Below are 21,865 nucleotides of genomic sequence, written 5' to 3'. Positions count from 1 at the left end.
GCTGAATTCAATTAGACTAGTTGCTGGGCCGCGATGCCCGAATGGATGCATGCGAGCCCTTGTACTCTCGGATATTCACGGAAATCTTGAAGCGTTAAACGCCGCCCTTGCCGCAGCCGGTGAGGTGGATGCGGTGTGGAACCTGGGTGATGTGGTCGGCTATGGCGCGAGCCCGAACGAGGTGATCGAGATCGTTCGCGCGAAGGCGCAGTACAACGTGCGTGGAAATCATGATCGCGTGTGTTGCGGGCTGGCTTCGGCTGCGGGGTTCAATCCTGTGGCTCGAGCAGCGGCGGAGTGGACGCGCAAGGAGTTGACGGAGGCGAATCGCGAATGGCTGGCTGCGGTGCCGAAGGGGCCGCTGATGCCGGAGGGTTTGCCGCAGGTGGCGCTGGCGCATGGGTCGCCGCTGAACGAGGACCAGTACATCATCACGATGCGCGACGCGTGGGCTCCGCTGCAGCAGAGCGGGATTGTGGTGACGTTTATCGGGCACACGCATCTGCAGGGCGGCTTCATGCAGAAGAACGAAGAGTGGCGCGAGCTGAAGCCGCAATACTCGAAGAAGAATGAAGCGGAGAGCTGGACGCTGGAGGCGCAGGATGGAATGCGCTTCCTGATTAATCCGGGGTCGATCGGACAGCCGCGGGATAATGACTGGCGCGCGGGGTTTGCGGTGTACGACACGGACGCGAAGACGATTGTGTTTCACCGCGTGCCGTACGACCTGACGGCAGCGCAGGGAAGGATTCTGATGGCCGGATTGCCGGAGAAGCTGGCGGCCCGACTGTTCGAGGGGCGATAAGTTGTTATAGATACCGAGGAGACGGGAAGTTCTCACCTTTCTTAGAAATTTGTCGCCCTCGGGAGACGATGACTCAAGCACGATTCTTATAGAGTCTGATTGTCAGTTCCTAGAAGGCGACTCATCGATACTGAATCACTTAGTCGCTTGCACTGTGCAGTTGACTAATTTGTAGTGCCAGGCTTCGTGGTGGCTCTCGCGATTGATTGAAACTTGTTCGGGTAATTGATATCCGCCAACGCTTTGATAGGTATAGGTGAGGATTATCCGATTTCCAGGCCTAAAATCACCATCCTCGCCCAGCCTGTAGGAAGTCATGAGAAAGCCCTGTGCGCCAGGACGGAAGTCTGTTTCTCGCCGATTCGAGGCAAAACCCCTTGCCGATTCGCTCTGGAGGCTCATGTCGCGCGCGAATAACATCTCAATATCAAACGTCTGGACCTTGAATTCGAGCTTGTAGCCTGATGTAGATGGTTCGACGTGAACGGGCGTGCTTTCTGGCGGAAGAAAAGCATTATTGCTGGCACCTAACCAGTTATTCAGGCTGAACTGCACTGCATGTTTGAGAAGACCTTCCGCCATGCCTCCATGAGGAAGCTTCTTTTCTTCATCGTCAGTCATCCCAGATGACACTGCAGCGTTTTGCCGAGTGACAATGACGCGATTGTTGATCGGCTGAATGAACTTAGCGATTTCCTCGTCCGTTCCTTCGTCGCCGAGGCGTACGACTTCCGTAAAGTGTTGCTTCCAGTTGAACTCTACGGCGCAACTAAATGATTGGAGGTTCCTTTCAAAGGGAGCGTCATATTTGGCACGGGCCTGCTTTAGGAACGTCGCATCATTGATTGCTGTCTGTGCCTGACAAAAGGCAGCACAAAGGCTGAACACCAACGCTGAGCAAAAGAGTCGCATGACGCATCGTAAATCACCAGGTACCGAGAAACGCGCATCTCGTCATCCATGCGCGTTTGGCTGGCGAATATCCGGTGTGGTGAGCGTGGTTGTGCTCGATGTGGGATATGCCAATGTGTCTCGCATACCGCGAAGCGATTATTTCGGCATTGGCATGGATTCGGCTTTGCCGATGGCTCGTTCGGTGAACCAGAGTGTGTCGCCTGCGGGTTCGATGCCGGTTGGTGTTTTGAGTCCTTCCTTCAGCACGGTGACGCTTGCTTTGTCTCCATGGATGGTGAGGGCCAGGAGCCTGCCACCGCCATTTTCGGCGACGTAGAGCTTGCCGTTTGCGGCGCGCATGCCATCGGGCGCCTTCACCAGCTGATCCATCCAGATATCGACCGGCGTACCGGGTTTGCCTGCTGCGTCGACGGGAATGCGGTAGAGCTTGTTGAAGACGACGTTGTTGACGTAGAGCACGCCATCGAGAAAGGTGATGCCGTCGATGCCGGAAAGCGTGCGGTGCTCCAGATAGAGATCTGCAGAGGAAGCGCCGGCAGGTAGTCTGAAGATGCGGCCGGTCGCGGTGTCTGTAATGTAGAGAGCCTTATCCGGTCCAATGGCAAAGTCGTTGCAGGTGGTGTTGTCTCCGGGCAGCGGCCAGCGCACCTTCGGTGCGCCGGTCGTGAGATCGAAGCCGCGCAGAGCGGTATGCCGCTGCACGGGAGTGGTATTCGGCACCGGAGTGAGCTGGCAAGTCCACAGCATATTGCTGGCGGGATCGGCCAGCATGCCGAAGAAAAACGTGCCGGGTCCTTCGGCGCTGGCATCGATAAATTTCTCGGCGGTGGAGGAGCCGGAACGCACCTTGTAGACGAACGGGGAACTGGCGCTGCCGACGATCACCACACCGCCGGGTGCTACGGTCAGACTCTCCGGTTGTGACTTTATATCGCCAACCAGGATGTCGCTGGCGGACGCGCCTTGCGTAAATCCCACGATGAGAGCAGTGCAGGCGGCGAGGCGGCGAATATTCCAGATGGTCATCGTAAAAATCTCCTCAGCGTGATTGATTTGTGCCCGCCGATGCATGGTTTCTTGCAGGCAGTTTTGAAGAAGCTACGGAGTGGGGCCGAAATTGGTCAGTCCAGTATATGGAATGGTCACGCCTGCCGACGAGCACACATCTGCGATGGCTGTCTGGCTTCGATAAACTAGAAGCTCCACTCCCTGGAAACCGCATGCCCGCCGAGATTATTCTCCAGCAGAGTCCGGATCACGTCGAACTGCTCGACAGGCGCGAGCAGCTTGCGGCTGCGCGCGCTACGCTGGCTGAGCGTGAATCGGAGCTTGCCCAGCTACGTGCGCAGCTTAAGACGTTTGAGGGACGTTATCTGAGGCAGGTCGGGGTCCTGTATGCGGAGCTCGACGACATCGAGGCGCGTATCGCCGAGCGTGAGGTGGATCTCTATGACTCCGAAGCGGCGCGCAACCGCGCAGGCGAGGCTCGCAGGCAGGCGCAGGAGACGCACGATGCCGCGTTTGCCGCAGCACGCGAGGCCGAAGAGTTTGATCCTCCGCCCAATCTGAAGACGCTGTTTCGTGAGGTGGCCAAGCGGATTCATCCTGACTTTGCACGCGACGATGCGGAGCAGAGGCACTTCACGCTGCTGATGGCTCGTGCGAATCAGGCTTACAGCCGGGGTGACTCCGAGACGCTGGAGCGCATGCTGGATGATCACCGCGAGATCAACGCCTCGATTGCCGGAGAGGGAACTGCTGCCGAGTTGCTGCGGATCACGCGGCAGATACGCCATGCCGAGCGCGATGCCGCGAACCTTGAGGTGGAGCGTCACACGCTGCTGACAAGCGAGATCGCCCAGCTGTATACGGATGCCGAAGCTGCGGCGCGCGAACATCGCGACCTGCTGACCGAGCTTGCTACGAATCTTCGCGAGCAGATTGCGGATACGCGCTACCGCCTGGCGTTTGTCGAGCGTCAGGTCAATGCACAGAGACGCGCAGAATGACGATGCACGATAAAGCCGGCAGCGGGTTGCAGCATATTTCTGCCGGGGCCACGCTGTCGCTGCACTCGGCGCGCACGGGCATCATTGCCCGCGGACGCCGCGATGCCGCGAACACAGCTTCGAATCCGGACTATCGGCAGGCGGTTATGGACTACAACGCGGGCGATTTCGCTGCAGCCGCGGCAGGTTTTCAGCGCGCGGCGGAGCAGGGCCATGCCGAATCGCAATATCTGCTGAGCACCATGTATGACGAAGGCCGCGGACTTCCGCAGAATGCCGCGCAGGCTGCGCACTGGGAGCGCAAGGCCGCAGAGCAGGGGCATGCGTATGCTCAGGCGAACCTCAGTTTTCGCTACTACATGGCGAACGACTTCGCGGAGGCCTTTGCATGGTGCCAGCGCGCTGCCTACAGCAAGCTCGCCTGGGCCGAGTACAACCTGGGCCTGATGTACCGCAAGGGCGAAGGTGTTCCGCAGAACGACACGGAAGCGGCCTATTGGTATCGGTTGGCTGCCACACAGAACTTTGCGGAAGCGCAGCAGAAGCTGGCCGAGCTTTACTACTTTGGCCAGGGCGTTCCGCTTAGCTATACGCAGGCGGCTGCGTGGTATCGCAGGGCGGCGGACCAGGGAAACGCCGAAGCGCAGTTTCAGCTGGCTCATCTGTATGCCACCGGCCAGGGGGTGGAGCATGATTATCCTCAGTCGCGGCACTGGATTCGACAGGCTGCGCTGCAAGGCCATGAGCAGGCGATGCGCGAGCTGAAGCGCCGCGAATATCGCGACCCGTAGCGTTCAGCGTCCATCGGACAGGATCGCGAGGAGCGGGATAGGCATGGTCTCCTGCTAACCTATAAAAGCCCATGTTTCACACGACAAATAATCTCAGAATCCAGTCCTCCAAGGTTGTCCTGCCCCCCGTCTTCCTCGAAGAGGAGATGCCGGTTACGGAGGAAAGCTCTAACACCGTCTTTGAGACGCGACGGCAGATCGGCAACATTCTGGAAGGCACGGATGACCGCATTGTCGTGGTAGTCGGCCCTTGCTCCATTCACGATGTCGATGCTGCGCGCGAGTATGCCGGGCGGTTGAAGAAGGTGAGCGACGCGCTGGCTAACGAGCTGCTGATCGTGATGCGCGTGTACTTTGAGAAGCCACGCACGACGCTCGGCTGGAAGGGGCTGATCAACGATCCTTACTTCGACGAGTCGTTCCGGATTAATGATGGCCTGCGCATTGCGCGTCATCTGCTGCTCGATCTCGCGAATATGGGCGTGCCTGCGGGTACGGAGTTTCTGGACATGATTACGCCGCAGTACATCGCCGACCTAGTGAGCTGGGGCGCGATTGGCGCTCGCACGACGGAGAGCCAGGTGCATCGCCAGCTGGTCTCGGGTCTCTCGTGTCCGGTGGGATTCAAGAACGGAACTTCGGGCAACATCAAGATTGCGATCGAGGCGATTGTTTCGGCGAATCACCCGCACACGTTTCTGGGGACCTCAGAGACGGGCCAGTCGGCGATTCTGTTCACGGCGGGCAATCCGGAGTGCCACATCATTCTGCGTGGCGGACGGCAGACGACGAACTACGATGCGGTTTCTGTGGCCGAGACGGCAGAGCAGATGGAGAAGGCAGGCATCCGGCCGAACATCATGATCGACTACAGTCATGCCAACAGCAATAAGGATTTCCGCAAGCAGGCCGAGGTGGGCCGTATTGTGCAGGAGCAGATTGCTGGTGGCGACAGCCGCATTATGGGCGTGATGATCGAGAGCAACCTGGTCGAAGGCGCCCAGTCGCTGGTGAACGGCAAGGCGCACGTCTATGGGCAAAGCATCACGGATGCGTGCATCGGCTGGCCGGAGACGGAGACGCTATTGCAGGAGTTGGCTGAGTCGGTGGCGAAGCGTCGGGCTATTCGCAACGCATAACTGTTCTCTACTGTGAGGCGTTAGCAGGGCGAGCTGAACTCTATGCCTGCTGTTCTTCGAGTGCCATGGCAAGCTCTTCCCACTCGGCGGTGATGGCAGCTTTCTCGCTGCGCAGGCGGTCGAGCTCGGCGGCGTCCTTCTGTGACTGCTCGGCGGAGACGAAGTTGCCGAGGCGTTCTTCGGCGGCGGCGATTTCGCCTTCGAGCCGCGGAATCTCCTCTTCGGCGAACTTGAGGCGGTCTTCCATCTGCTTCAGCTTGATGGGGTTCAGCTTCTTTACGGGAGCAACGGGCGTAGCGGGTGTCTCGATCACCGGTGTTGCGACAAGGATGGGTTCGGGCTCGATGACCGGCGGCTTCTTCAGGTCGGCGGAGAGAGACTCGGAGACCTTTTCGGGGCCGCCCTGCTTGCGCCAGAGGTAGTCCTCGTAGTTGCCAGGGTAGATATGGACGCGTTTGTCTTCGACCTCGAAGACGCGGGTGGCGAGGCCGTCGATGAAGTAGCGGTCGTGCGAGACGAACAGGACCGTGCCGGTGAAGTTGCGGATCGCGTCGAGCAGGACGTCCTTGGCGCGGAGGTCGAGGTGGTTCGTCGGTTCGTCGAGCAACAGCATGTTCGAGGGCGAGACGAGCATCTTGGCCATGGCGTAGCGGTTGCGTTCGCCGCCGGAGAGCACGCCGAGTTTTTTGAAGACGTCGTCGCCGGAGAACATGAAGCAGCCGAGGAGCGAGCGCAGCTCGACGACGGGAACCTTGGGTGCGGCGGCTGCGATGTCGTCGAGCATTTCGTTGTTGGGGTTGAGGACCTTGTATTGGTCCTGCGCGAAGAAGTCGACGATGGCGTTGTGGCCGTAGCGGATGGTGCCGGAAGTTGGCGGCTCCTGCTCGCTGAGCAGGCGGATGAGCGTGGACTTACCGGCGCCGTTGGCTCCGACGAGGGCGATGCGGTCGCCGCGCTCGATGGTGAAGTTGAGGTTTTCGAGGATGGTCTTCTGGCCGCCGTCGGGCGTGGGATAGACCTTGCTGAGGTTCTCGACTTCGATCACGGTGCGGCCTGAAGCGGGTGGCTGCGGGATGGTGAAATGGATCGTCGCTTCTTCTTCCGGCACCTCGATACGCTCGATCTTTTCGAGCTCCTTGATGCGCGACTGCACCTGCTTGGCTTTGGTGGCCTGATAACGGAAGCGGTTGATGAAGGCTTCGAGCGCTTCGATGCGGTCCTTCTGGTTTTTGTACGCGGCCATCAGCGTGGTACGGCGCTCTTCCTTCTGCGTGACGTACTTCTCGTAATTGCCGTGGTAGACGTGCATCCGCTTGTTCCATACTTCAACGATCTTGTTGACGGTGACGTCGAGGAAGTAGCGGTCGTGCGAGATGAGGATGAAGGCGTTGGGATAGTCGTGCAGGTACTCTTCGAGCCAGTTGCGGCTCTCGATGTCGAGATGGTTGGTGGGCTCGTCGAGCAACAGCAGCGAGGGTTTTTGCAGCAGGAGCTTAGCGAGCGCGATGCGCATCTGCCAGCCGCCGGAGAACTCTTCGGTCTTGCGCTCCCAGTCTTCTTTGCTGAAGCCGAGGCCGCCGAGAACGGCGCCGACCTGCGAATCGAGCGTGTAGATGTCGTGGACGTGGAGCTGGTCGGCGATCTCGGAGTAGCGGTCGGCGGCGGCGAGATATTCCTTCGATTTGGGGTCCTTCTCGCTCATGACGGTCATCAGCTCGATGGACTCGCGCTCGAGTGCGTGGAGGTGCTCGAAGACAGAGAGGCACTCCTCGAAGACGGTCTTGCCGCGCATGGCGAGGCCGTCCTGGGGAAGGTAGCCGATGGTGGTGCCTTTGACGCGGGCGATCTCGCCGTAGTCGAGCGACTCGATGCCGCCGATGACTTTCAGCAGCGTGGATTTGCCGGTGCCGTTGCCCCCGACGAGGCCGGTGCGCTCGTTGGGGGTAATCAGCCAGTTGACATCTTCAAAGAGGAGCTTTTGGCCGAAGCGCTTGCCGGCCGAGATCAGTTGCAGCATGCACTTCTATTTTCGCATCTCGGGCGCACCCTCTGTAGGAAGCGCATTTGGGGCGTTATTTCTGGCGTTGCGCGGTCCACTGGCCTTCCGCGTAGCCTTCCATCTTCATGCGGCCGTGGGCGGAGTCGTCATCGATCCAGCCGGCGAGCCGAATGGGGGCGGATGCTTTGTTGTCGGGCCATGTGCCGGTGAAGGTCAGCTCGACGTAGCCATCGCGCCATGTGCCGGTGACGGGGACGTCGTTGCCGAGCTCGCCGGACCATGTTCCTGCGAGCCTGGTATTGTCGCGAGTGAGCGTCATGGTGCCTTTGAATCGCCCGGCGTCGGTGTTGAAGGCGACGTCCCATGTGCCGGTCGCTTCGCCTCCGTTTTTGATCGGCTCGGGTGCTGCTGGAGTGATCTTCAGGTTAGAGTAGTAGGCCTCTTCGCCCACGAAGCTATAGAGCACGATGCCGCCATGGAGGTCTTCGCCCTTCAGGCCGTCGACGACGAGGCTGGGATTGGGTGAGCCGTTGAGGTACAGCGTGGCGCGGCGTCCGTGGACTTCGATCTTCACCTTCGTCCACTCGGCGGGCTGGAGGTCGGTGTAGCTTTCATAGACCATGGGCCACTGTCTGCGCAGCACCTCCCATCCGAAGTTGGGCTCTGAACTGTATTGCACGGAGTGATTGCGCATGGCCTGGTCTTCAGACCTGGAGTTATTGGGCCGAATGTAAAAGAGCTCGTACCGCGAGGCGTCGGGGCGGGCACGGAAGCCGATGCCGATGAAGCCGGGCATGCGCACACCGGGAGGGGTTGTGACCTTGGCGGCGATGTCGACCTCGATCGTGCCGTCGCGAAAATCGACGTCCTTGAGGAGGGTGATTCCAGAGCCCCTTTCGGGCTGCGTGATGATGTGGAGTGCCTTGCGACCTTTGTATTCGACGACCTCCGTTTTGGCTCCCCTGGAGATGAGGTTCGCGGTGTCGGTGAGGGCGATGCTGCGCGGTGCCGAGGTCGTGCCGGGTTGTTGAGCGGCTGCGAAGATTCCGGCAGAGAGCAGGACGAGGAAGCTTGCGGGCGCGAACGTCTTAGTCGTGAGCATCATCAGTGAGAACGGTAGTAGAGGCAACAGAGGACGGCAAGGGGTCTGTGACGAGTCGGATGAAACGTGGGGCGAACCTGCTGGGCTTCCCGGCAGAGACAACGGCGAAGTGGCTCCGATACACTCAATTGTGAGAGCTTGATGCCTGGCCAGCCCCCACTATTCCCGGACCACGAACCGACTGTGATGCCAACGCCGCCGCCCTCTGCCAGTGCAGAGACGAAGCGCGCGGCCGCGCCGGTGTGGCTGCAGCGTTTGTCGCTGTTTGTGCTGGTGTTGTTTTGTGTGTACCTGGGCGTGCTGGTGATGATTCTGCCGTGGTGGACACGCATCTGGGACCACAACCTGTTTATCCAGTCGCACCCGGCGCTGGCGGGCTTTCTGCAGAACGGCGCAGTGCGCGGTATGATCTCGGGGCTGGGTTTGCTGGATATATGGATCGGCATCTCCGAGGCCGTGCACTATCGCGACTACCGTGGATGAGATCCGGAAGGACATAAAGATAACGATGGCTACTGACCCGAATACACTACCTCCTCCTGAGCCTGAGCCGCTGGAGAGCGCTCCGCTTGCCTATGAGAACTCGAAGTTTTTGAACTCGGCCGACGCGCGCATTCTGCGCATCATGGCGGAGTACCAGGAGCCGCTGTCGCGTTTTCGTCGCGAGCGCATCCAGGACACAGTGGTTTTCTTCGGCTCGGCACGTTTTCGCGCACTGGATGTTGCGGCTGCGAACTTTGAGCTGCTGGCGAATACGGGCTCGAAGGAGCCCGCGCCGGAGCAACCGGCCACGCTGCAGGAGGTCGAGCACGGGCAGGCGACGGGCGCACGGTTGCGGCTGGCAGGCGCCGCGATTGAGATGGCTGCGTACTACGAGGATGCGCGCATTCTGGCCAACAAGCTGGCGACCTGGTCGAAGTCGCTGCCCGGGCCACGGCATCGCTTTGTGGTGACCTCGGGCGGAGGCCCCGGCATTATGGAGGCAGCGAATCGTGGCGCGTACGAGGCGGGTGCGAAGACGATTGGCCTGAACATCAAGCTGCCGTTCGAGCAGCAGCCGAATCCGTACATTACGCCGTCGCTGAACTTCGACTTCCACTACTTCTTCATGCGCAAGTACTGGTTTGCGTATCTGGCGAAGGCCCTGGTGATCTTTCCGGGAGGCTTCGGCACGCTGGACGAGATGTTCGAGCTGTTGACGCTGGCGCAGACGAACAAGCTGGCGAAGAAGATCACGACGGTCATCTACGGCAGCCCGTACTGGAAGAGTGTCATCAATCTGGATGTGCTGGCGGAGCGGGGCGCGATTGCTCCGGGCGACCTGAATCTCTTTCGCTTTGCCGATACGCCGGATGAGGCCTTCGAGATTCTGAAGGAAGACCTGACGAAGAATCACCTGAACTCGGACTACGAGAAGGCGCTGCAGGAGAGGGCTCGCGCGGCAGCAGGAGCAAAAGATGTGCCGCACGATCCGATGCCGACAGCACAGGAGATTCTGGGGCCGGATATCGCGCCGACACTTTAACGAAGCTATCGATTACGGAGTCCAGCATGTACTGCCGGGCTTATTCGTTGGGGTGTAACCAACACAGTTATCAGCATTTGTCGATTTTGAAGCCCTGTTCTCAGTGCAGTCATCGGGTATTTACATGAGCCACGCATACTGCCCCCGAGCAAGAAAGATCAGCTCGGAGGGCCAAAGTGAGCCAGTCCACCATCTCGTATCTGTGGCGCGAGCCTAAAGCGGCAAAGGGGTTCGTCACCGGCGTTTCGCTGCACAGCCACACCAACCAGTCCCAGGAGACCCTGGACTTTATCGCCGAGATGTCGCGCGACTGGGGCTTTCTGCAACCTATCATGCGCTGGGCCGAGGAGCGTTCGCAGCGTGCCTCCGGCATCCTGCCGGATTATGCCCGCAGCTACTGGACACCACCGCTGACGCCGCGTATTGCCTTCGACCTGGAGCGCACGCAGATTGAGAACAACCTGCAACTCCAGGCGCTGGTCTCGCTGACCGACCACGATGACATCAATGCGCCGCTGCTGCTGCGCTCGGTCGATTCGGCACGCCACATTCCGGTCTCGGTAGAGTGGACGGTCCCGTTCTACGAGAGCGCGTTCCACATTGGCATTCATAACATCCCTTCGGCGAAGGGTGTCGAGTGGATGGAGCGTATGCGCGCCTTCACCGCCATTCCTACGGCGGAGCGCAAGCCGGGGATGCTGCGCGAGATTCTTGCCGAACTGTCCGAGATTCCGCAGGTGTTGATTGTCTTCAATCACCCGATCTGGGATTTGTATCGCGTGGGCCGCGAGCGTCACATGGTGCTGGTAAACGAGTTTCTCGCCGTATACGGACAGTACGTTCACGCGCTGGAGCTGAACGGTCTGCGCGACTGGAAGGAGAATCGCGAGGCGGCAACGCTGGCGGGCAAGTGGAACCAGCTGGTGATCTCGGGCGGTGACCGTCATGGCGTGGAGCCGAATGCGAACGTGAACCTGACGCGTGCGACCAGCTTTACCGAGTTCGTGAACGAGGTTCGCCGCGAGCGTCAGAGCCACGTGCTCTACATGCCGCAGTATGCGGAGCCGTGGAAGCATCGGATTCTGCAGTCGACGCTGGATGCCATCCGCAATTATCCGCACTTTCCCGAAGGGTCACAGCGCTGGGATCAGCGCGTGTATCACCCGGACTCGAAGGGACAGATGCGCAAGCTTTCGGATTTGTGGCCGGGTGAGGGGAAGCAAAAGCACCCGCCGCAGTGGATCGAAGCGATTCTGGCCTGCGTACGGTTGATGGGGCGGGCACCGCTGTCGGGCACGTTGCGTTATGCCTGGGACGATTCGGCAAAGATGCGCGCCGCGCTGGCCGAGCAGGACGCCTAGCCAGCAAGCAAGCTATAGCCGCCGCATGTCTGTGGATTACCGGCCTATGCGGCGGCTTCGTATGACTGTGTCTCTATTATGGATGCCGGGCGTAATTCCCGGCCTGAGAGCATTTACCCTTCAGTAAAACTCCTGTCATCTCGCGATCATTCGACACAAGAACACTGGTGTCTCAGCCTTCCCTGGGACTCTTACGATCGAATGCACGCGAATCTCTCCTTAGGAGTCAGCTCATTTATGCTTGTACGTTTTCTTCGTTTCGCTTTGATCCCTCTTACACTCACTCTCGGCTCTCTTGCTGCGCGCGCCGACAGTTTCAACTGGAGCCTCACTGGTCCGGCGGCCTCACTCGGCGGCTTTCCGGAAACCGGCAGCGGCACTCTCACTGCAACGGAAACAAGCGGCCAGTGGGTCATCGATTCCATCAGTGGAACCCTCGGCGCGAGCGCCATCACCGGTCTCGTCAGCTTTCGGGGTGGCGATAATCTTCTCTTTCCTGCTTCCACGCTGCTTGACCCCTCGGGCCTGTCTTTTGCAACGGCAAGCGGAGTTGAGGCCAACATCTATAGCTTCTACGCGCCCGGTTCCACCGATATCACGCCTGGCAACAACTATGGCGAGATCCTCGGCGGTGCCGGCTCCGGCTTTGGCGTTGGCACCTTCAACCTCACAGCCGTCGCTCCCACTCCCGAGCCGTCCTCGCTTCTGCTACTCGGCACGGGCGTTGTCGGAGCCTTCAGCGTAGTCCGCCGTCGCTTCGTACGCTCCTAATCCAGCATCCAACGCAGAGTCGCCTCTTCTCGGGGCGATTTCTGCGTTTAAGCGAAAATGACAACGCCGTATCCATCAAACGTGTGGCTCTACGGAACCAACATGAATCTTGACGTTCGCCTTGGAGCTCGCTTGAGTGTCTCGAGCATTTGTTTGCACAACAGGCCATCGCAGCGAACAGCTCGCGCATTGGGGATATGCATGATGCGCCATCTCCAGAGGGAGCGTAAGTTAATTTCCCGAAAATGCGTGATAGTGTCGTGCAGATTCGGGAACGTACCCCTACACCTTTCGTGCTAAGCCATTAAATTTTTGCTGACGCGCGTCCTGCGGTTTGTCTAGGCTTTGTGCATGTCAGCCTCGCACGCGAGGCCTACATTCTCCGGGGCCGCTGATGCAAGACTCCAGGGCCATTTCAACGGCCGACTATCTCATCCAGTACGAGATCGGAAAGCTGCGCAGCCGAAGCCTGCGCTGGCTCCGCTTTGCGCCTGCGCTTGAAGCAAAGTTCGAGCGGGATACATGCAAGGAGCGATCGCATCGTTTATGGCTTGAAGGGCTGATCGCCATCATCGTGTTGAACCTGTGCCTGCTGGCGGACTATCTGCTGGTGAAGGACAGGATGCTGATCTCCATCGTTCAGCAGACGGAGATCGTGACGCCGATTGCCTTGTTTGTGAACTACCTGATGCGGCTGAACCTGCAGGCATGGGCGCGTGAAGGCGCGGTTGCAGCAGGTATGACGATCATCTGTTTTATCAATCTGTATGTAGAAGGCGGTCGGACGGCGGCGACCGCGACCTTCGGTTTGATGTCGGTGCTGATCACGCTGTTGTTTGTGAATGTGGTGATGCGGCTGCGCTTTCCGTATGCGGCGGTGACAACGGTCCTTATGACGGCAGGCGGATTCATCTATGCCTGCTACTCGCATGGACTAAGGGTCTCCGAGCAGATTATCGGTGCCAGCATGATGTGTCTTGGAAGCGCTATTACGCTGACCGCCGCGCACAGTCTGGAGCGGCAGGAGCGGCTGAGCTACCTGCTGTTCATGAACGGCGAGATGCAGACCGCAGAGCTGCATCGGCTTTCAAACATCGACAGGCTGACGGAGCTGCCGAATCGTCGGGCCTTCGATGAGCGGTTTGAGGTGCTGTGGGCGCAAGGTGCGAGGGAGAACACACAGCTCAGCATCATTCTGATTGATGTCGATCATTTCAAGGTGGTGAACGATGTCTTCGGCCATCTTTATGGAGATGAGGTCTTGCGAAACGTTGCATCGCTGTTGCCGCAGGCGCTGCGGGCGCAGGTGGATCTCGCGGCGCGATACGGCGGCGAGGAGTTTGTCGTTCTGCTGCCGGACACAAATCAGAAGATGGCGATCGGCGTTGCCGAGAGAATACGGCAGCTGGTGGAGCGAGCCGGTACACCCGTGAGTGGCTATGACGGCGAACAGATACTGAAGGTCACAGTCAGTTGCGGTGTATCGACATGCGTGCCAGATGTATTGTTGCATCCGGAAAAGTTGTTGAAGCAAGCCGATCGCGCGCTGTATAAGGCGAAGGAGAGCGGGCGGAATCGCGTAGAGTTTCGTCCTTGCGATCTGCAGGAAGCCGCGGGCGAACCAACTCCATCCAGAAAGACGTCGGCGATGCGTCGCCTATCGCGCCTGCGGGAGACGAACCGTCTGCGATAGAGCGGCATCAGCGTGATGTTGCAGGAAGCTCGCGAATCTTGATGTTGCGGAACGATACCGGGAAGCCGTGGTCCTGCAGCAGAATGTACCCATCGTGTGCTTCGCCGAAGTTGGGATAGACGTGGTATTTGCTATCGGCGACGAGTTTGCGGAACGCCGGCGTGAAGCGCTCGTATTCAACCACCTTAACTCCATTGAGCCAGTGCTCGCCGTGCGCTCCGCGAATGACGATGCGTGCCGTGTTCCATTCGCCGATGGGTCTGACAGGCTTGTTGGCGGCGGCAGGGATCATGTCGTAGAGCGAGGCCAGGGTACGGTCGCCGTTGCTTCCTTTCTTTGCATCGGGGTGAACAGCATCGTCGAGAATCTGGTACTCGAAGCCGATGGCGGAGCCATGTCCACCGTGCCCTGGAGTCATATCGAGATCGACAAAGTACTTGATGCCGCTGTTGGCGCCGGGAGTGATGCGGAAATCCACGGACAACTCAAAGTTGGTGTACTTGCGTGCGGTAATGATGTCTCCGGCGTTGCCACCTTCTTCGCCGCCGTTTTCGGTGACGGAGATCATGCCATCTTTGACCTCCCAGCCTGTGGCAGGGAAGCCAGGGCTGTGTGTGCTGCGCCAGCCCGTGGAGGTCTTTCCGTCAAAGAGAAGATGCCAGCCCTGTGCCTTTTCCTGCGCAGTGAGGGTGTTCGGAGTCTGGGCGGCAAGTGGGAGTGTAGCGAAGAGAAGAGCGGTGACGAGAAGGAGAGCGCGAGTCGGCATGGAAGACTACGATACGAGCTTCGGCGAAGCTAGACAAGATTGGTCTGAAGGATGGTTGCGAGTCCAAGACCGAGAAGCAGATGGCCTCTGCCATTGAGATGGAGATCGTCGGCGAAGACGCGCGTGTGCAGGGCCTGCGTGATCTGCGGCGTGATGCCAAGCACCTGGGCGGAATCGACATAGCGCACATGGAAGGGCAGACGCGGAGAAGCTGCATCGCAAAGGCAACGGATGATCTGTGCAGCCTGACAGCGGTAGCGGTTGATAAGAGGATCGGCGCAGGGAATCGGCGATAGAAAGATAACGATCCTGGGTGTGTCCTCCAGATGTTCCAGATCAGACAGCAGCTGTTCGCACTGGCGGCGGAAAGCACGTGCGTCGAAGAGCGCAGGAGGAATGTGTCCCAGCGTATAACCGTACGCCAGTTTGCAAAGAACCCGGAGTCGCCAGGGCAGCGTCGAAATGAAGAGAGTATCGGGTGGGACCTGTAATCCGCTGTTCTCGGAACAGTGATACTTCCGGCCGAGATGCAGAACAGCGCGGATGTGTTTTTTGATGGAAGCCATCGTTTCGTAGTTGCCGAACTGCAGTATGACCGTATCGGCAGGTTGCTGGCGGAGCAACTGCAGCAGCGACGAGGAGTTGCGTAGATTGATCGGGGCGACCGTCGAAGAGTTTTCGCAGTGGCAGTCGTGCAGCATCACCTCGACGAAGCCGGAAGCTTTACCGATGGGCCAGCCGTTGACATGGCATCCACCGGCGATGACGATGCGGTGAGGCGTTGAGGTTGTGGGTAAAGTGCTCACGGGCCCGGAGATTCAGGCAACAGCGTAGAGCGATTCAGGAAAAAACGGAATCAGACCAGCGTGGACTCCGATGTAGACGAAAGTTGCAGCGCAGGTATTTCCAAATAGTGTATGAATCTCTACTCAAAGAGCGCCCCTTATCGCTACCCGCTGTGCGTGCTTTATCTTACGTAGACAAAGGTACCGCACAGGTTCGTTGAGTTCTGTAGCGCTTCCAGCTTGAAGACAGGCGGCTTGGCATCGGAGAAGAAGGCAACCTTTAGCGTTTTGCCCTCGACGTAGGTGGCCATCCACTGCGTCTCATCGGAGCCGCAGAGCGTGTTCTTGTGCAGGAACTTCTGCTCGGGCGGAATGCTGAGGCGATAGAGACTGCCCGTGCCTTGTGCGCTCGCGTCGGTCTCAAAGGCCGCTGCGGATTCGGCAGGCTCAAGTGCGCGAATGCGCGAGATCGTGAAGCGGATGAAGTTGATATAGAGCTTCTCCGGCGCGATGGCGATATCGCCGGTGATGGTCTTCGCCGTCTGGTTCGAAGCGCGCCAGTTGCCGCTATCCTGCGCGGTGGCGGCGAGGCTGCAAAAGAAGAAAACGGCGACGGAGCTTAAAAGAGAAACACGCTTCATGGTTTAAGGATGACACCAGGAAGCGTGTTTGCGGAAGGGATGTGTCAATTTTAGTCGCGGCTGCGGCGTCCGCCCATCAACTGCAGCACAGCCATGAAGATGTTGATGCCGTCGAGGTAGATGCTCAGCGCGAGCGATACGGCAGAGGCTCCATCGCCGCCTGCGCGGATGCGCGCGAAGTCAGCCACGGTCAGCAGGGAGAAGACGCCGAGTGTCAGCCAGCTGTACGTATCCGGCGTCAGGAAGTGGAAGAACATGCTCGCGATACCGGCGATGATCAGCACCAGCAATGCGGCAAAGCCGATTCCGGCGACGCGGCGGTAATTGATGCTGAACAGGTACGAGATGCATCCCATCACTGCCATGCCGCAACCCGTCGTCGCGGCGGCGTTGAAGACCAACCCCGAGCCGAAGGTGCGGATGTAACGCTGGATCAGCGGGCCGATCTCCCAGCCCATGAAGTAGGCGAGGCCCATGAAGAGGGCAAGCGCGACGGCTGGCTGCGCTTTACGCGTAAAGTTGATGCCGAAGATCAGTCCAATGACCAGGATGAAGCCGACGAAGGTTCCCCACGGTGGCGCGGTGGCCACGCCAAAGGCAGTGATCAGGAAGCCAAGCGCGGTGATTCCAAGCACCTTAGCCAGCAGCGACGAGGTCTCCTCGCGCGGGGCGTCGATGATGGTGGGATAGCTGTTCATCTGGTAGTCGTTCATGGGCATATCGTTTACTCCAACTCTATTGGACGCCTTTGCGGACGGTTTGTCATGTGCCAGCGGCTCGCGGCAGGCGACAGGTGCAGCTCAGGCGGTAATGGTGTAGTTGGCGAGATTGACGGTGACGGTGTCGGTCGGCGTCTTGGCGGTTCCGGCTGTCGAGGCTGGGTGCAACTCGATGCGCATGGTCTGTGCATTGACGATGACGCGCAGGTAACCGTAGTCGGTGGTGTTGTAGTTTTCGAGCGTCAGCGTGTTGTCGATCTTGTAAGGCGTGCGGTAAGTCGAGCGCATGGCCGAGAGCGGCGAGTGGCCTCCGTTGCCCGCGACAAGGAACGGAATCTGCATGTTATTGATCGTCCGCGTAAAGCGCTGGTAGTTGTGCGCGTGACCGGAGAAGACAGCGTGCGGCCATACGCCCGCGCTCTTGCAGGCTGTGTCGATGTCAGCGAGCATCAGCGGGCTGCCGCCATGCACGGCGCCTCCGGTAAATGGGGGATGATGCACGGCGATGATGACGGCTCCGGTGAACTTGTCGGACTTCACGCGCTTGAGCGCAGCGGTAAGGAAATCGACCTGCCGCGAATCGAGCGTCTTGTACGTACCGCTCTGGTCAGAAATGACACCGGGGTCTTCAAGCACATTGGAATAGAGGCCGAGGATACGCACGAAGGGGCAGTCGAAGGTGAAGTAGACCGCCGGCTGAATCATCGTGCTGCGCAGCAATCCGCCGGCATCGGGCGAGGGTGCGAACGAAGTCGCGCAGAAGTTGCGGAGGAAGGCCGTGAGCGTGGGCTCGGGGTCGGTGGCGTAGACCACGCCGTCATGGTTGCCGGGGATGGCGACGATTGGTGCCGGATAAAGGCGGTAGGGTTCGAAGAACTGGTCGTAATAGTAGTTGGATTCGCCGAAGTAATAGACAAGGTCGCCGAGGTGGAAGAGGAAGGAGGGAACGTCGGCGGAGTTGGTCTCGGTGAAGTCGGTCACCATCTTGTCGGCGACCTGCGATTGCGTGGAGGGACCTTTGGCGCTGCCGGTATCACCGACGGAGTGGAAGACGATCTGCCCGGCCTTCTGAATGCCGGAGACGACGCCTGGCCCCTGCGAGCCGTAGACCTGCGCCAGCGTCAGCACAGGCTCAACGGCTTTGTTGGCTGCGGCGGGAACCGCCTCGACGATGCCGACCCCGGTGTCCTTCTGGTCGGTGACAGGATTTTTGAACCCGGAAGGATCAGGCGAAGGCGTGGGCTGACCGAAGATGGGATCGCCCGCCGTGGGGGTTTTCGGGGTTCCACGCTTCGGCTTGCCTGGAGATTTCGGGTGCTTCTTGGCGGGGAGGTGCTTCCGGGGAGTCGGCATAGTGTGCGCCTTTGGGGAGCCGTTTGGTGTTGGGGTAGTTTAGCGCGGCTACGGTACACCAAAATTGTTACAGGCATGGGCCATTGGTCCAGGGGAAGAGAGAGAACAAGCTCTTATTCGGGGAATCTGACGAAGAAAGAGTAATCCAGTTCAAGCTTCGCGTGATGCCTCACTCATGGGATGAGACCGCATGAATAGAGCACTTGGTTACCAATTTTCTCTTTCTTTACAAGGAGATCCAAGATATAACGGCGTGCAATGAACAAATCGATAGTTTCAGAGATCATCGAAGACTTCACAATTACTCTTGATTACACATATGGCGAAGGCGATGCAACTCGAATATTTCGGACTGCAATAGGGCTAATCAATGCCTTCAATAGATTTGACCAAGAATTAGTACGAGGTTTTGATGTCAATCTAAGGTCTCATCTCGCATTGGAAAGGGTTGAGGAGGGATCCTTAAAGATTCTGCTCAAGACCGTACTGCAATCGGTAGATGATGATGCTTTAAAGAGCGGTGATTGGAAGAAGATACTAGGTACATATCTGGTATCAGCGAAGTATCTTCTTCTCAAATACCTAGAAGATAAAACGGCGATCGACAATGATCAGAAGGGCCTATCTCAGTTAAGCGAAGAGATACAAAAAGAAGCTCAATCTACGGAGCTTAAGGGGATTCCGATATACGCGGCTCCGTCAAGAACGCTGCTAGTAATTGAGATATTAGAGATATCGGTAGCCTTGCAACCTCTGGCGCCGGGAGATCAAGTTTTTTTTAGTGCTCCGTCTAGACCCGCAGTTGAATTCAATAAAAGGCTATCTGTATCACAAGCATCTGTAGATGCATTGTTAACAGAACGTCTGCCAAGCGAACCTTCTGAGGCAGTATTGCTTGTGAAAAAACCCGTATTTATGGGTGATTCGCGATGGGAATTTCTATATCAGGGCAAAGCAATAGAAGCGAAAATGCTCGATGCGCAGTGGGTGGAACAATATCGTAAACATCGTGTAGATGTTCCGCCTGGTTCATCGTTGTTGGTCACTCTAAAAATAGAAGCGAGTTACAACGCCGAAGAGAAGGCGGCAATGCCAAAGTACTTTGTCTTAAAGGTTCATCGCGTAGTGCCCCCACCCGATCTGGATCTGGGTCCGACGTTGTTATTGTCATAAGTGTTCGAGCAAAAGCAACCTACGGATAAATCCTATTCAGTGTCCTCGCGAAGGGAATCGTCTCCCTCACATGATCCAGTCCGCAGATCCACGCCACGGCGCGTTCGATGCCCATGCCGAAGCCGGCGTGCGGGACGCTTCCATACTTGCGCAGGTCTAAGTACCACTTGAAGGCATCGAGCGGCAGGTGGTGTTCTTCGATGCGCTGCTTGAGCAGATCGTAGCTGTCGATGCGCTGGGAGCCGCCGATGATTTCGCCGTAGCCCTGGGGGGCGAGCACGTCGACACAAAGTGCCTTAGTGGGATCGTGCGGGTCGGGCTGCATGTAGAAGGCCTTGAAGGCCGCGGGGTAGCGGTGCACCATGACGGGCTTGTCGAACTGGCTGCTGATGTAGGTCTCGTCGGGGCTGCCGAAGTCGTCGCCGTACTTATGCGGGTTTTCGAGCTTGCCTTCGGCGAAGGCCTTTTCGAGCATGTCGTGCGCCTGGTCATAGCTAAGCCGTGGGAAGCCATTGCGCGGGGCAGACGCGCCTTCGGCACCATTCGTAGCAGCAGGGGCGATGACGGCTTCGAGCTTCTCAACATCGCGGCCGATGACCTTCAGGTCTGCCCGGTGCTGCTCGAGCACGCGAGTGACGATGTGGGTGATAAACCCCTCGGCGAGATCCATCAGACCGTCGAGCTCGAGGTGCGCGACCTCGGGCTCGATCATCCAGAACTCGGTGAGGTGGCGGCGCGTCTTCGACTTTTCCGCGCGGAAGGTGGGGCCGAAGCTGTAGACCTTGCCCAGCGCGAGCGCAGTGGCTTCGATGTAGAGCTGGCCCGACTGCGTGAGGTAGGCCTTGTCGTCGTCGAAGTAGTCCATTTCGAAGAGCTCGCTCGTCCCCTCGCAGGCATTCGGAGTCAGGATCGGTGGATCGGTGCGGATGAAGCCGTTGGTGTCGAAGTACTCAGCTGCCGCGCGCATGATGGTGGCGCGCACGCGCAGGATCGCCGACTGGCGCGGGGAGCGGAGCCAGAGGTGGCGGTGCTCCATCAGGAAGTCGACGCCGTGCTCCTTGAGCGTGATGGGGTAGGGATCGTCGGCGGAGACGGCGGAGATGACCTCAACATTCTGCACGTCGAGCTCGTAGCCGGAAGGCGCGCGCGAGTCGGCGCGAACCTGGCCGGTCACGGCGACGGAGGACTCGAGCTGGAGGGCCTTGAGAGTTTCGAAGACCTCTTCGGGTACGGCGGCTTTGGGCACGATGCCCTGGATGGTGCCGGTGCCGTCGCGGAAGGTGGGGAAGAGCAGCTTACCCGAGGAGCGGATGTTGTAGAGCCAGCCACGCAGGGTGATGACCTGGCCTTCGTGCTGGCCGATAGTGGCAATGGTGACGGTGGGAGTGGTTGCTGCGGCAGTGTTCTCGGACATGATGCGGTTTCTACCTTCCGCGTTATAGAGTACCGGATTCGGCAGAGTGAAATATTCGCTTTTTATTCGTATATGATTTCAGCATGGATGCGCTTTCGAGTGGCGGGCTGCGTCGTGAGCTGAGTGCGAGGAATCTTGCCCGCGCAGTCGATCACGAGCATGAGATGACGTATGGCGAAGTCGCCAGCGTGATCTATCGCGGCGACGAGGGTGCCCATGGAAATTTCTACGCGGCATCGTATCGTGCGATCTGCGCAAGGCCAGAGTGGGCCCGGCGGCTGGAGAAGAGTTACACGGCGAGTGCGCGGGTGCCGCGTTCCCAGGATCGCAGGCGGTATGAGCTGGACTGCGCCAACAGCTCAGATGCTCTGCTGATGAATATCTTCTGTTGTCCGCGCGTGCTGCATCGCGCTGAGGTGTGTGGGCTGCTTGGCGTCGATCATGGATTGGTGCCCGAGTTTGGTGTTCGTGTCGGCATACCGTTACAGAAAGGCATCGATCGCACGGAGGTCGATATGTGTCTGGGCGATCTGCTGGTGGAGGCGAAGCTGACAGAGACCGGCTTCCAGACAGCGCCAGTGCGGCTGCTGCTTCGATACAGCGCTCTGGCTGAAGTCTTTGATGTGGATACGTTACAGCGCAGCGGCAACGGATGCGTGCGTGGGTATCAGTTGATTCGTGGAGCGCTGGCTGCGTACAGCAAGGGTTGCTCGTTTGCGGTGCTGTGCGATGGGCGGCGGCGAGACCTGGTCGAGGAGTGGTTCGGCGTCATGCGTGCCGTGCGCAGTCTGAGCTTTCAGAGCAGGCTGAAGCTGTTGACGTGGCAGGAGCTGGCAGGCACCCTGCCGCGTGCATTACAGCGATTTCTTGAAGAAAAGTATGGGATTGTGGCTTCGCGGTGAAA

Annotated in this window: 21 protein-coding genes; 11 read left to right on the top strand and 10 right to left on the bottom strand. The window is 58.8% G+C overall.

Features of this window, described 5'->3' with window-relative positions; all coding sequences use genetic code 11:
- Positions 1-49: 49 nt before the first annotated feature.
- On the top strand, positions 50-805 hold the full coding sequence (locus KFE13_RS08855; protein WP_260706803.1) for a metallophosphoesterase family protein: 756 nt from the start codon (positions 50-52) through the stop codon (positions 803-805).
- A gap of 135 nt (positions 806-940) precedes the next feature.
- On the opposite strand, the gene KFE13_RS08850 is transcribed toward KFE13_RS08855, so the two are convergent.
- Both KFE13_RS08850 and KFE13_RS08845 read right to left on the bottom strand, forming a co-directional pair.
- A complete protein-coding gene (locus KFE13_RS08850; protein WP_260706802.1) occupies positions 941-1,717 on the bottom strand; it encodes a hypothetical protein in 777 nt (258 codons plus the stop codon).
- Positions 1,718-1,855: 138 nt separating this feature from the next.
- Positions 1,856-2,746: an SMP-30/gluconolactonase/LRE family protein gene (locus KFE13_RS08845; protein ID WP_260706801.1), complete on the bottom strand. Its 891-nt coding sequence runs from the start codon at positions 2,744-2,746 to the stop codon at positions 1,856-1,858.
- 194 nt (positions 2,747-2,940) lie between these two features.
- On the opposite strand from KFE13_RS08845, the gene KFE13_RS08840 reads away from it, so the two are divergent.
- From KFE13_RS08840 to KFE13_RS08830, 3 genes are all read left to right on the top strand, one after another.
- Positions 2,941-3,729, top strand: coding sequence for a coiled-coil domain-containing protein (locus tag KFE13_RS08840; RefSeq protein ID WP_260706800.1), 789 nt, complete (start codon positions 2,941-2,943; stop codon positions 3,727-3,729).
- Positions 3,726-4,520 (top strand): tetratricopeptide repeat protein, encoded by a 795-nt coding sequence (locus tag KFE13_RS08835; RefSeq protein WP_260706799.1) that lies wholly within the window; start codon positions 3,726-3,728, stop codon positions 4,518-4,520. The genes KFE13_RS08840 and KFE13_RS08835 overlap by 4 nt, the downstream gene beginning before the upstream one ends.
- A 71-nt stretch (positions 4,521-4,591) precedes the next feature.
- Positions 4,592-5,659, top strand: coding sequence for a 3-deoxy-7-phosphoheptulonate synthase (locus tag KFE13_RS08830; RefSeq protein ID WP_260706798.1), 1,068 nt, complete (start codon positions 4,592-4,594; stop codon positions 5,657-5,659).
- Positions 5,660-5,699: 40 nt separating this feature from the next.
- On the opposite strand, the gene KFE13_RS08825 is transcribed toward KFE13_RS08830, so the two are convergent.
- A complete protein-coding gene (locus tag KFE13_RS08825) occupies positions 5,700-7,676 on the bottom strand; it encodes an ABC-F family ATP-binding cassette domain-containing protein (RefSeq protein WP_260706797.1) in 1,977 nt (658 codons plus the stop codon).
- 55 nt (positions 7,677-7,731) lie between these two features.
- Entirely contained in the window at positions 7,732-8,763 is a 1,032-nt protein-coding gene (locus tag KFE13_RS08820) for a DUF1080 domain-containing protein (protein WP_260706796.1), read from the bottom strand.
- A 138-nt stretch (positions 8,764-8,901) separates the two neighbouring features.
- Between KFE13_RS08820 and KFE13_RS08815 the strand changes: the two genes are divergently transcribed.
- The 5 genes from KFE13_RS08815 (at position 8,902) to KFE13_RS08795 (ending at position 14,110) form a co-directional block, all read left to right on the top strand.
- Positions 8,902-9,243: a hypothetical protein gene (locus KFE13_RS08815; protein ID WP_260706795.1), complete on the top strand. Its 342-nt coding sequence runs from the start codon at positions 8,902-8,904 to the stop codon at positions 9,241-9,243.
- A 25-nt stretch (positions 9,244-9,268) separates the two neighbouring features.
- Positions 9,269-10,285, top strand: a complete 1,017-nt coding sequence (locus KFE13_RS08810) for an LOG family protein (protein WP_260706794.1) — start codon at positions 9,269-9,271, stop codon at positions 10,283-10,285.
- A gap of 176 nt (positions 10,286-10,461) precedes the next feature.
- Entirely contained in the window at positions 10,462-11,646 is a 1,185-nt protein-coding gene (locus KFE13_RS08805) for a hypothetical protein (protein WP_260706793.1), read from the top strand.
- Between the two features lie 237 nt (positions 11,647-11,883).
- Positions 11,884-12,417, top strand: a complete 534-nt coding sequence (locus tag KFE13_RS08800; protein WP_260706792.1) for a PEP-CTERM sorting domain-containing protein — start codon at positions 11,884-11,886, stop codon at positions 12,415-12,417.
- A 394-nt stretch (positions 12,418-12,811) separates the two neighbouring features.
- Positions 12,812-14,110, top strand: coding sequence for a GGDEF domain-containing protein (locus KFE13_RS08795; RefSeq protein WP_260706791.1), 1,299 nt, complete (start codon positions 12,812-12,814; stop codon positions 14,108-14,110).
- A 7-nt stretch (positions 14,111-14,117) separates the two neighbouring features.
- On the opposite strand, the gene KFE13_RS08790 is transcribed toward KFE13_RS08795, so the two are convergent.
- The 5 genes from KFE13_RS08790 to KFE13_RS08770 all read right to left on the bottom strand — a co-directional run bounded on the left by KFE13_RS08790 (position 14,118) and on the right by KFE13_RS08770 (position 18,374).
- Positions 14,118-14,876: a 3-keto-disaccharide hydrolase gene (locus KFE13_RS08790; RefSeq protein ID WP_260706790.1), complete on the bottom strand. Its 759-nt coding sequence runs from the start codon at positions 14,874-14,876 to the stop codon at positions 14,118-14,120.
- A gap of 29 nt (positions 14,877-14,905) precedes the next feature.
- Complete coding sequence (locus tag KFE13_RS08785) at positions 14,906-15,682, bottom strand: hypothetical protein (RefSeq protein ID WP_260706789.1); 777 nt, start codon at positions 15,680-15,682, stop codon at positions 14,906-14,908.
- A 161-nt stretch (positions 15,683-15,843) separates the two neighbouring features.
- The gene (locus KFE13_RS08780) at positions 15,844-16,302 is read right to left on the bottom strand and encodes a hypothetical protein (protein WP_260706788.1); all 459 of its coding nucleotides are present in this window, start codon (positions 16,300-16,302) and stop codon (positions 15,844-15,846) included.
- A 50-nt stretch (positions 16,303-16,352) separates the two neighbouring features.
- A complete protein-coding gene (locus KFE13_RS08775; RefSeq protein WP_260706787.1) occupies positions 16,353-17,021 on the bottom strand; it encodes a Bax inhibitor-1/YccA family protein in 669 nt (222 codons plus the stop codon).
- Positions 17,022-17,102: 81 nt separating this feature from the next.
- Positions 17,103-18,374 carry a metallophosphoesterase family protein gene (locus KFE13_RS08770; RefSeq protein WP_260706786.1) on the bottom strand — a complete coding sequence of 424 codons (1,272 nt, stop codon included), beginning with the start codon at positions 18,372-18,374 and terminating at the stop codon, positions 17,103-17,105.
- Positions 18,375-18,632: 258 nt separating this feature from the next.
- Between KFE13_RS08770 and KFE13_RS08765 the strand changes: the two genes are divergently transcribed.
- A complete protein-coding gene (locus KFE13_RS08765; RefSeq protein WP_260706785.1) occupies positions 18,633-19,547 on the top strand; it encodes a hypothetical protein in 915 nt (304 codons plus the stop codon).
- A gap of 19 nt (positions 19,548-19,566) precedes the next feature.
- On the opposite strand, the gene asnS is transcribed toward KFE13_RS08765, so the two are convergent.
- A complete protein-coding gene (asnS, locus tag KFE13_RS08760) occupies positions 19,567-20,961 on the bottom strand; it encodes an asparagine--tRNA ligase (RefSeq protein ID WP_260706784.1) in 1,395 nt (464 codons plus the stop codon).
- Between the two features lie 83 nt (positions 20,962-21,044).
- On the opposite strand from asnS, the gene KFE13_RS08755 reads away from it, so the two are divergent.
- Positions 21,045-21,863: a PGN_0703 family putative restriction endonuclease gene (locus tag KFE13_RS08755; RefSeq protein WP_260706783.1), complete on the top strand. Its 819-nt coding sequence runs from the start codon at positions 21,045-21,047 to the stop codon at positions 21,861-21,863.
- Positions 21,864-21,865: the final 2 nt, after the last annotated feature.

This window comes from Edaphobacter flagellatus (assembly GCF_025264665.1).
Taxonomy (GTDB): Bacteria; Acidobacteriota; Terriglobia; order Terriglobales; family Acidobacteriaceae; genus Edaphobacter; species Edaphobacter flagellatus.
Note: the sequence above shows the minus strand (reverse complement) of the source record. Positions and strands in the feature narration are given on the sequence as shown.

What these genes read in the sequence shown, in the direction of transcription:
- KFE13_RS08855 (WP_260706803.1), top strand. Translation starts at nt 50, where the DNA reads ATGCGAGCCCTTGTACTCTCGGATATTCACGGAAATCTTGAAGCGTTA.
- KFE13_RS08850 (WP_260706802.1), bottom strand. Translation starts at nt 1,717, where the DNA reads ATGCGACTCTTTTGCTCAGCGTTGGTGTTCAGCCTTTGTGCTGCCTTT.
- KFE13_RS08845 (WP_260706801.1), bottom strand. Translation starts at nt 2,746, where the DNA reads ATGACCATCTGGAATATTCGCCGCCTCGCCGCCTGCACTGCTCTCATC.
- KFE13_RS08840 (WP_260706800.1), top strand. Translation starts at nt 2,941, where the DNA reads ATGCCCGCCGAGATTATTCTCCAGCAGAGTCCGGATCACGTCGAACTG.
- KFE13_RS08835 (WP_260706799.1), top strand. Translation starts at nt 3,726, where the DNA reads ATGACGATGCACGATAAAGCCGGCAGCGGGTTGCAGCATATTTCTGCC.
- KFE13_RS08830 (WP_260706798.1), top strand. Translation starts at nt 4,592, where the DNA reads ATGTTTCACACGACAAATAATCTCAGAATCCAGTCCTCCAAGGTTGTC.
- KFE13_RS08825 (WP_260706797.1), bottom strand. Translation starts at nt 7,676, where the DNA reads ATGCTGCAACTGATCTCGGCCGGCAAGCGCTTCGGCCAAAAGCTCCTC.
- KFE13_RS08820 (WP_260706796.1), bottom strand. Translation starts at nt 8,763, where the DNA reads ATGATGCTCACGACTAAGACGTTCGCGCCCGCAAGCTTCCTCGTCCTG.
- KFE13_RS08815 (WP_260706795.1), top strand. Translation starts at nt 8,902, where the DNA reads ATGCCTGGCCAGCCCCCACTATTCCCGGACCACGAACCGACTGTGATG.
- KFE13_RS08810 (WP_260706794.1), top strand. Translation starts at nt 9,269, where the DNA reads ATGGCTACTGACCCGAATACACTACCTCCTCCTGAGCCTGAGCCGCTG.
- KFE13_RS08800 (WP_260706792.1), top strand. Translation starts at nt 11,884, where the DNA reads ATGCTTGTACGTTTTCTTCGTTTCGCTTTGATCCCTCTTACACTCACT.
- KFE13_RS08795 (WP_260706791.1), top strand. Translation starts at nt 12,812, where the DNA reads ATGCAAGACTCCAGGGCCATTTCAACGGCCGACTATCTCATCCAGTAC.
- KFE13_RS08790 (WP_260706790.1), bottom strand. Translation starts at nt 14,876, where the DNA reads ATGCCGACTCGCGCTCTCCTTCTCGTCACCGCTCTTCTCTTCGCTACA.
- KFE13_RS08780 (WP_260706788.1), bottom strand. Translation starts at nt 16,302, where the DNA reads ATGAAGCGTGTTTCTCTTTTAAGCTCCGTCGCCGTTTTCTTCTTTTGC.
- KFE13_RS08775 (WP_260706787.1), bottom strand. Translation starts at nt 17,021, where the DNA reads ATGCCCATGAACGACTACCAGATGAACAGCTATCCCACCATCATCGAC.
- KFE13_RS08770 (WP_260706786.1), bottom strand. Translation starts at nt 18,374, where the DNA reads ATGCCGACTCCCCGGAAGCACCTCCCCGCCAAGAAGCACCCGAAATCT.
- KFE13_RS08765 (WP_260706785.1), top strand. Translation starts at nt 18,633, where the DNA reads ATGAACAAATCGATAGTTTCAGAGATCATCGAAGACTTCACAATTACT.
- asnS (WP_260706784.1), bottom strand. Translation starts at nt 20,961, where the DNA reads ATGTCCGAGAACACTGCCGCAGCAACCACTCCCACCGTCACCATTGCC.
- KFE13_RS08755 (WP_260706783.1), top strand. Translation starts at nt 21,045, where the DNA reads ATGGATGCGCTTTCGAGTGGCGGGCTGCGTCGTGAGCTGAGTGCGAGG.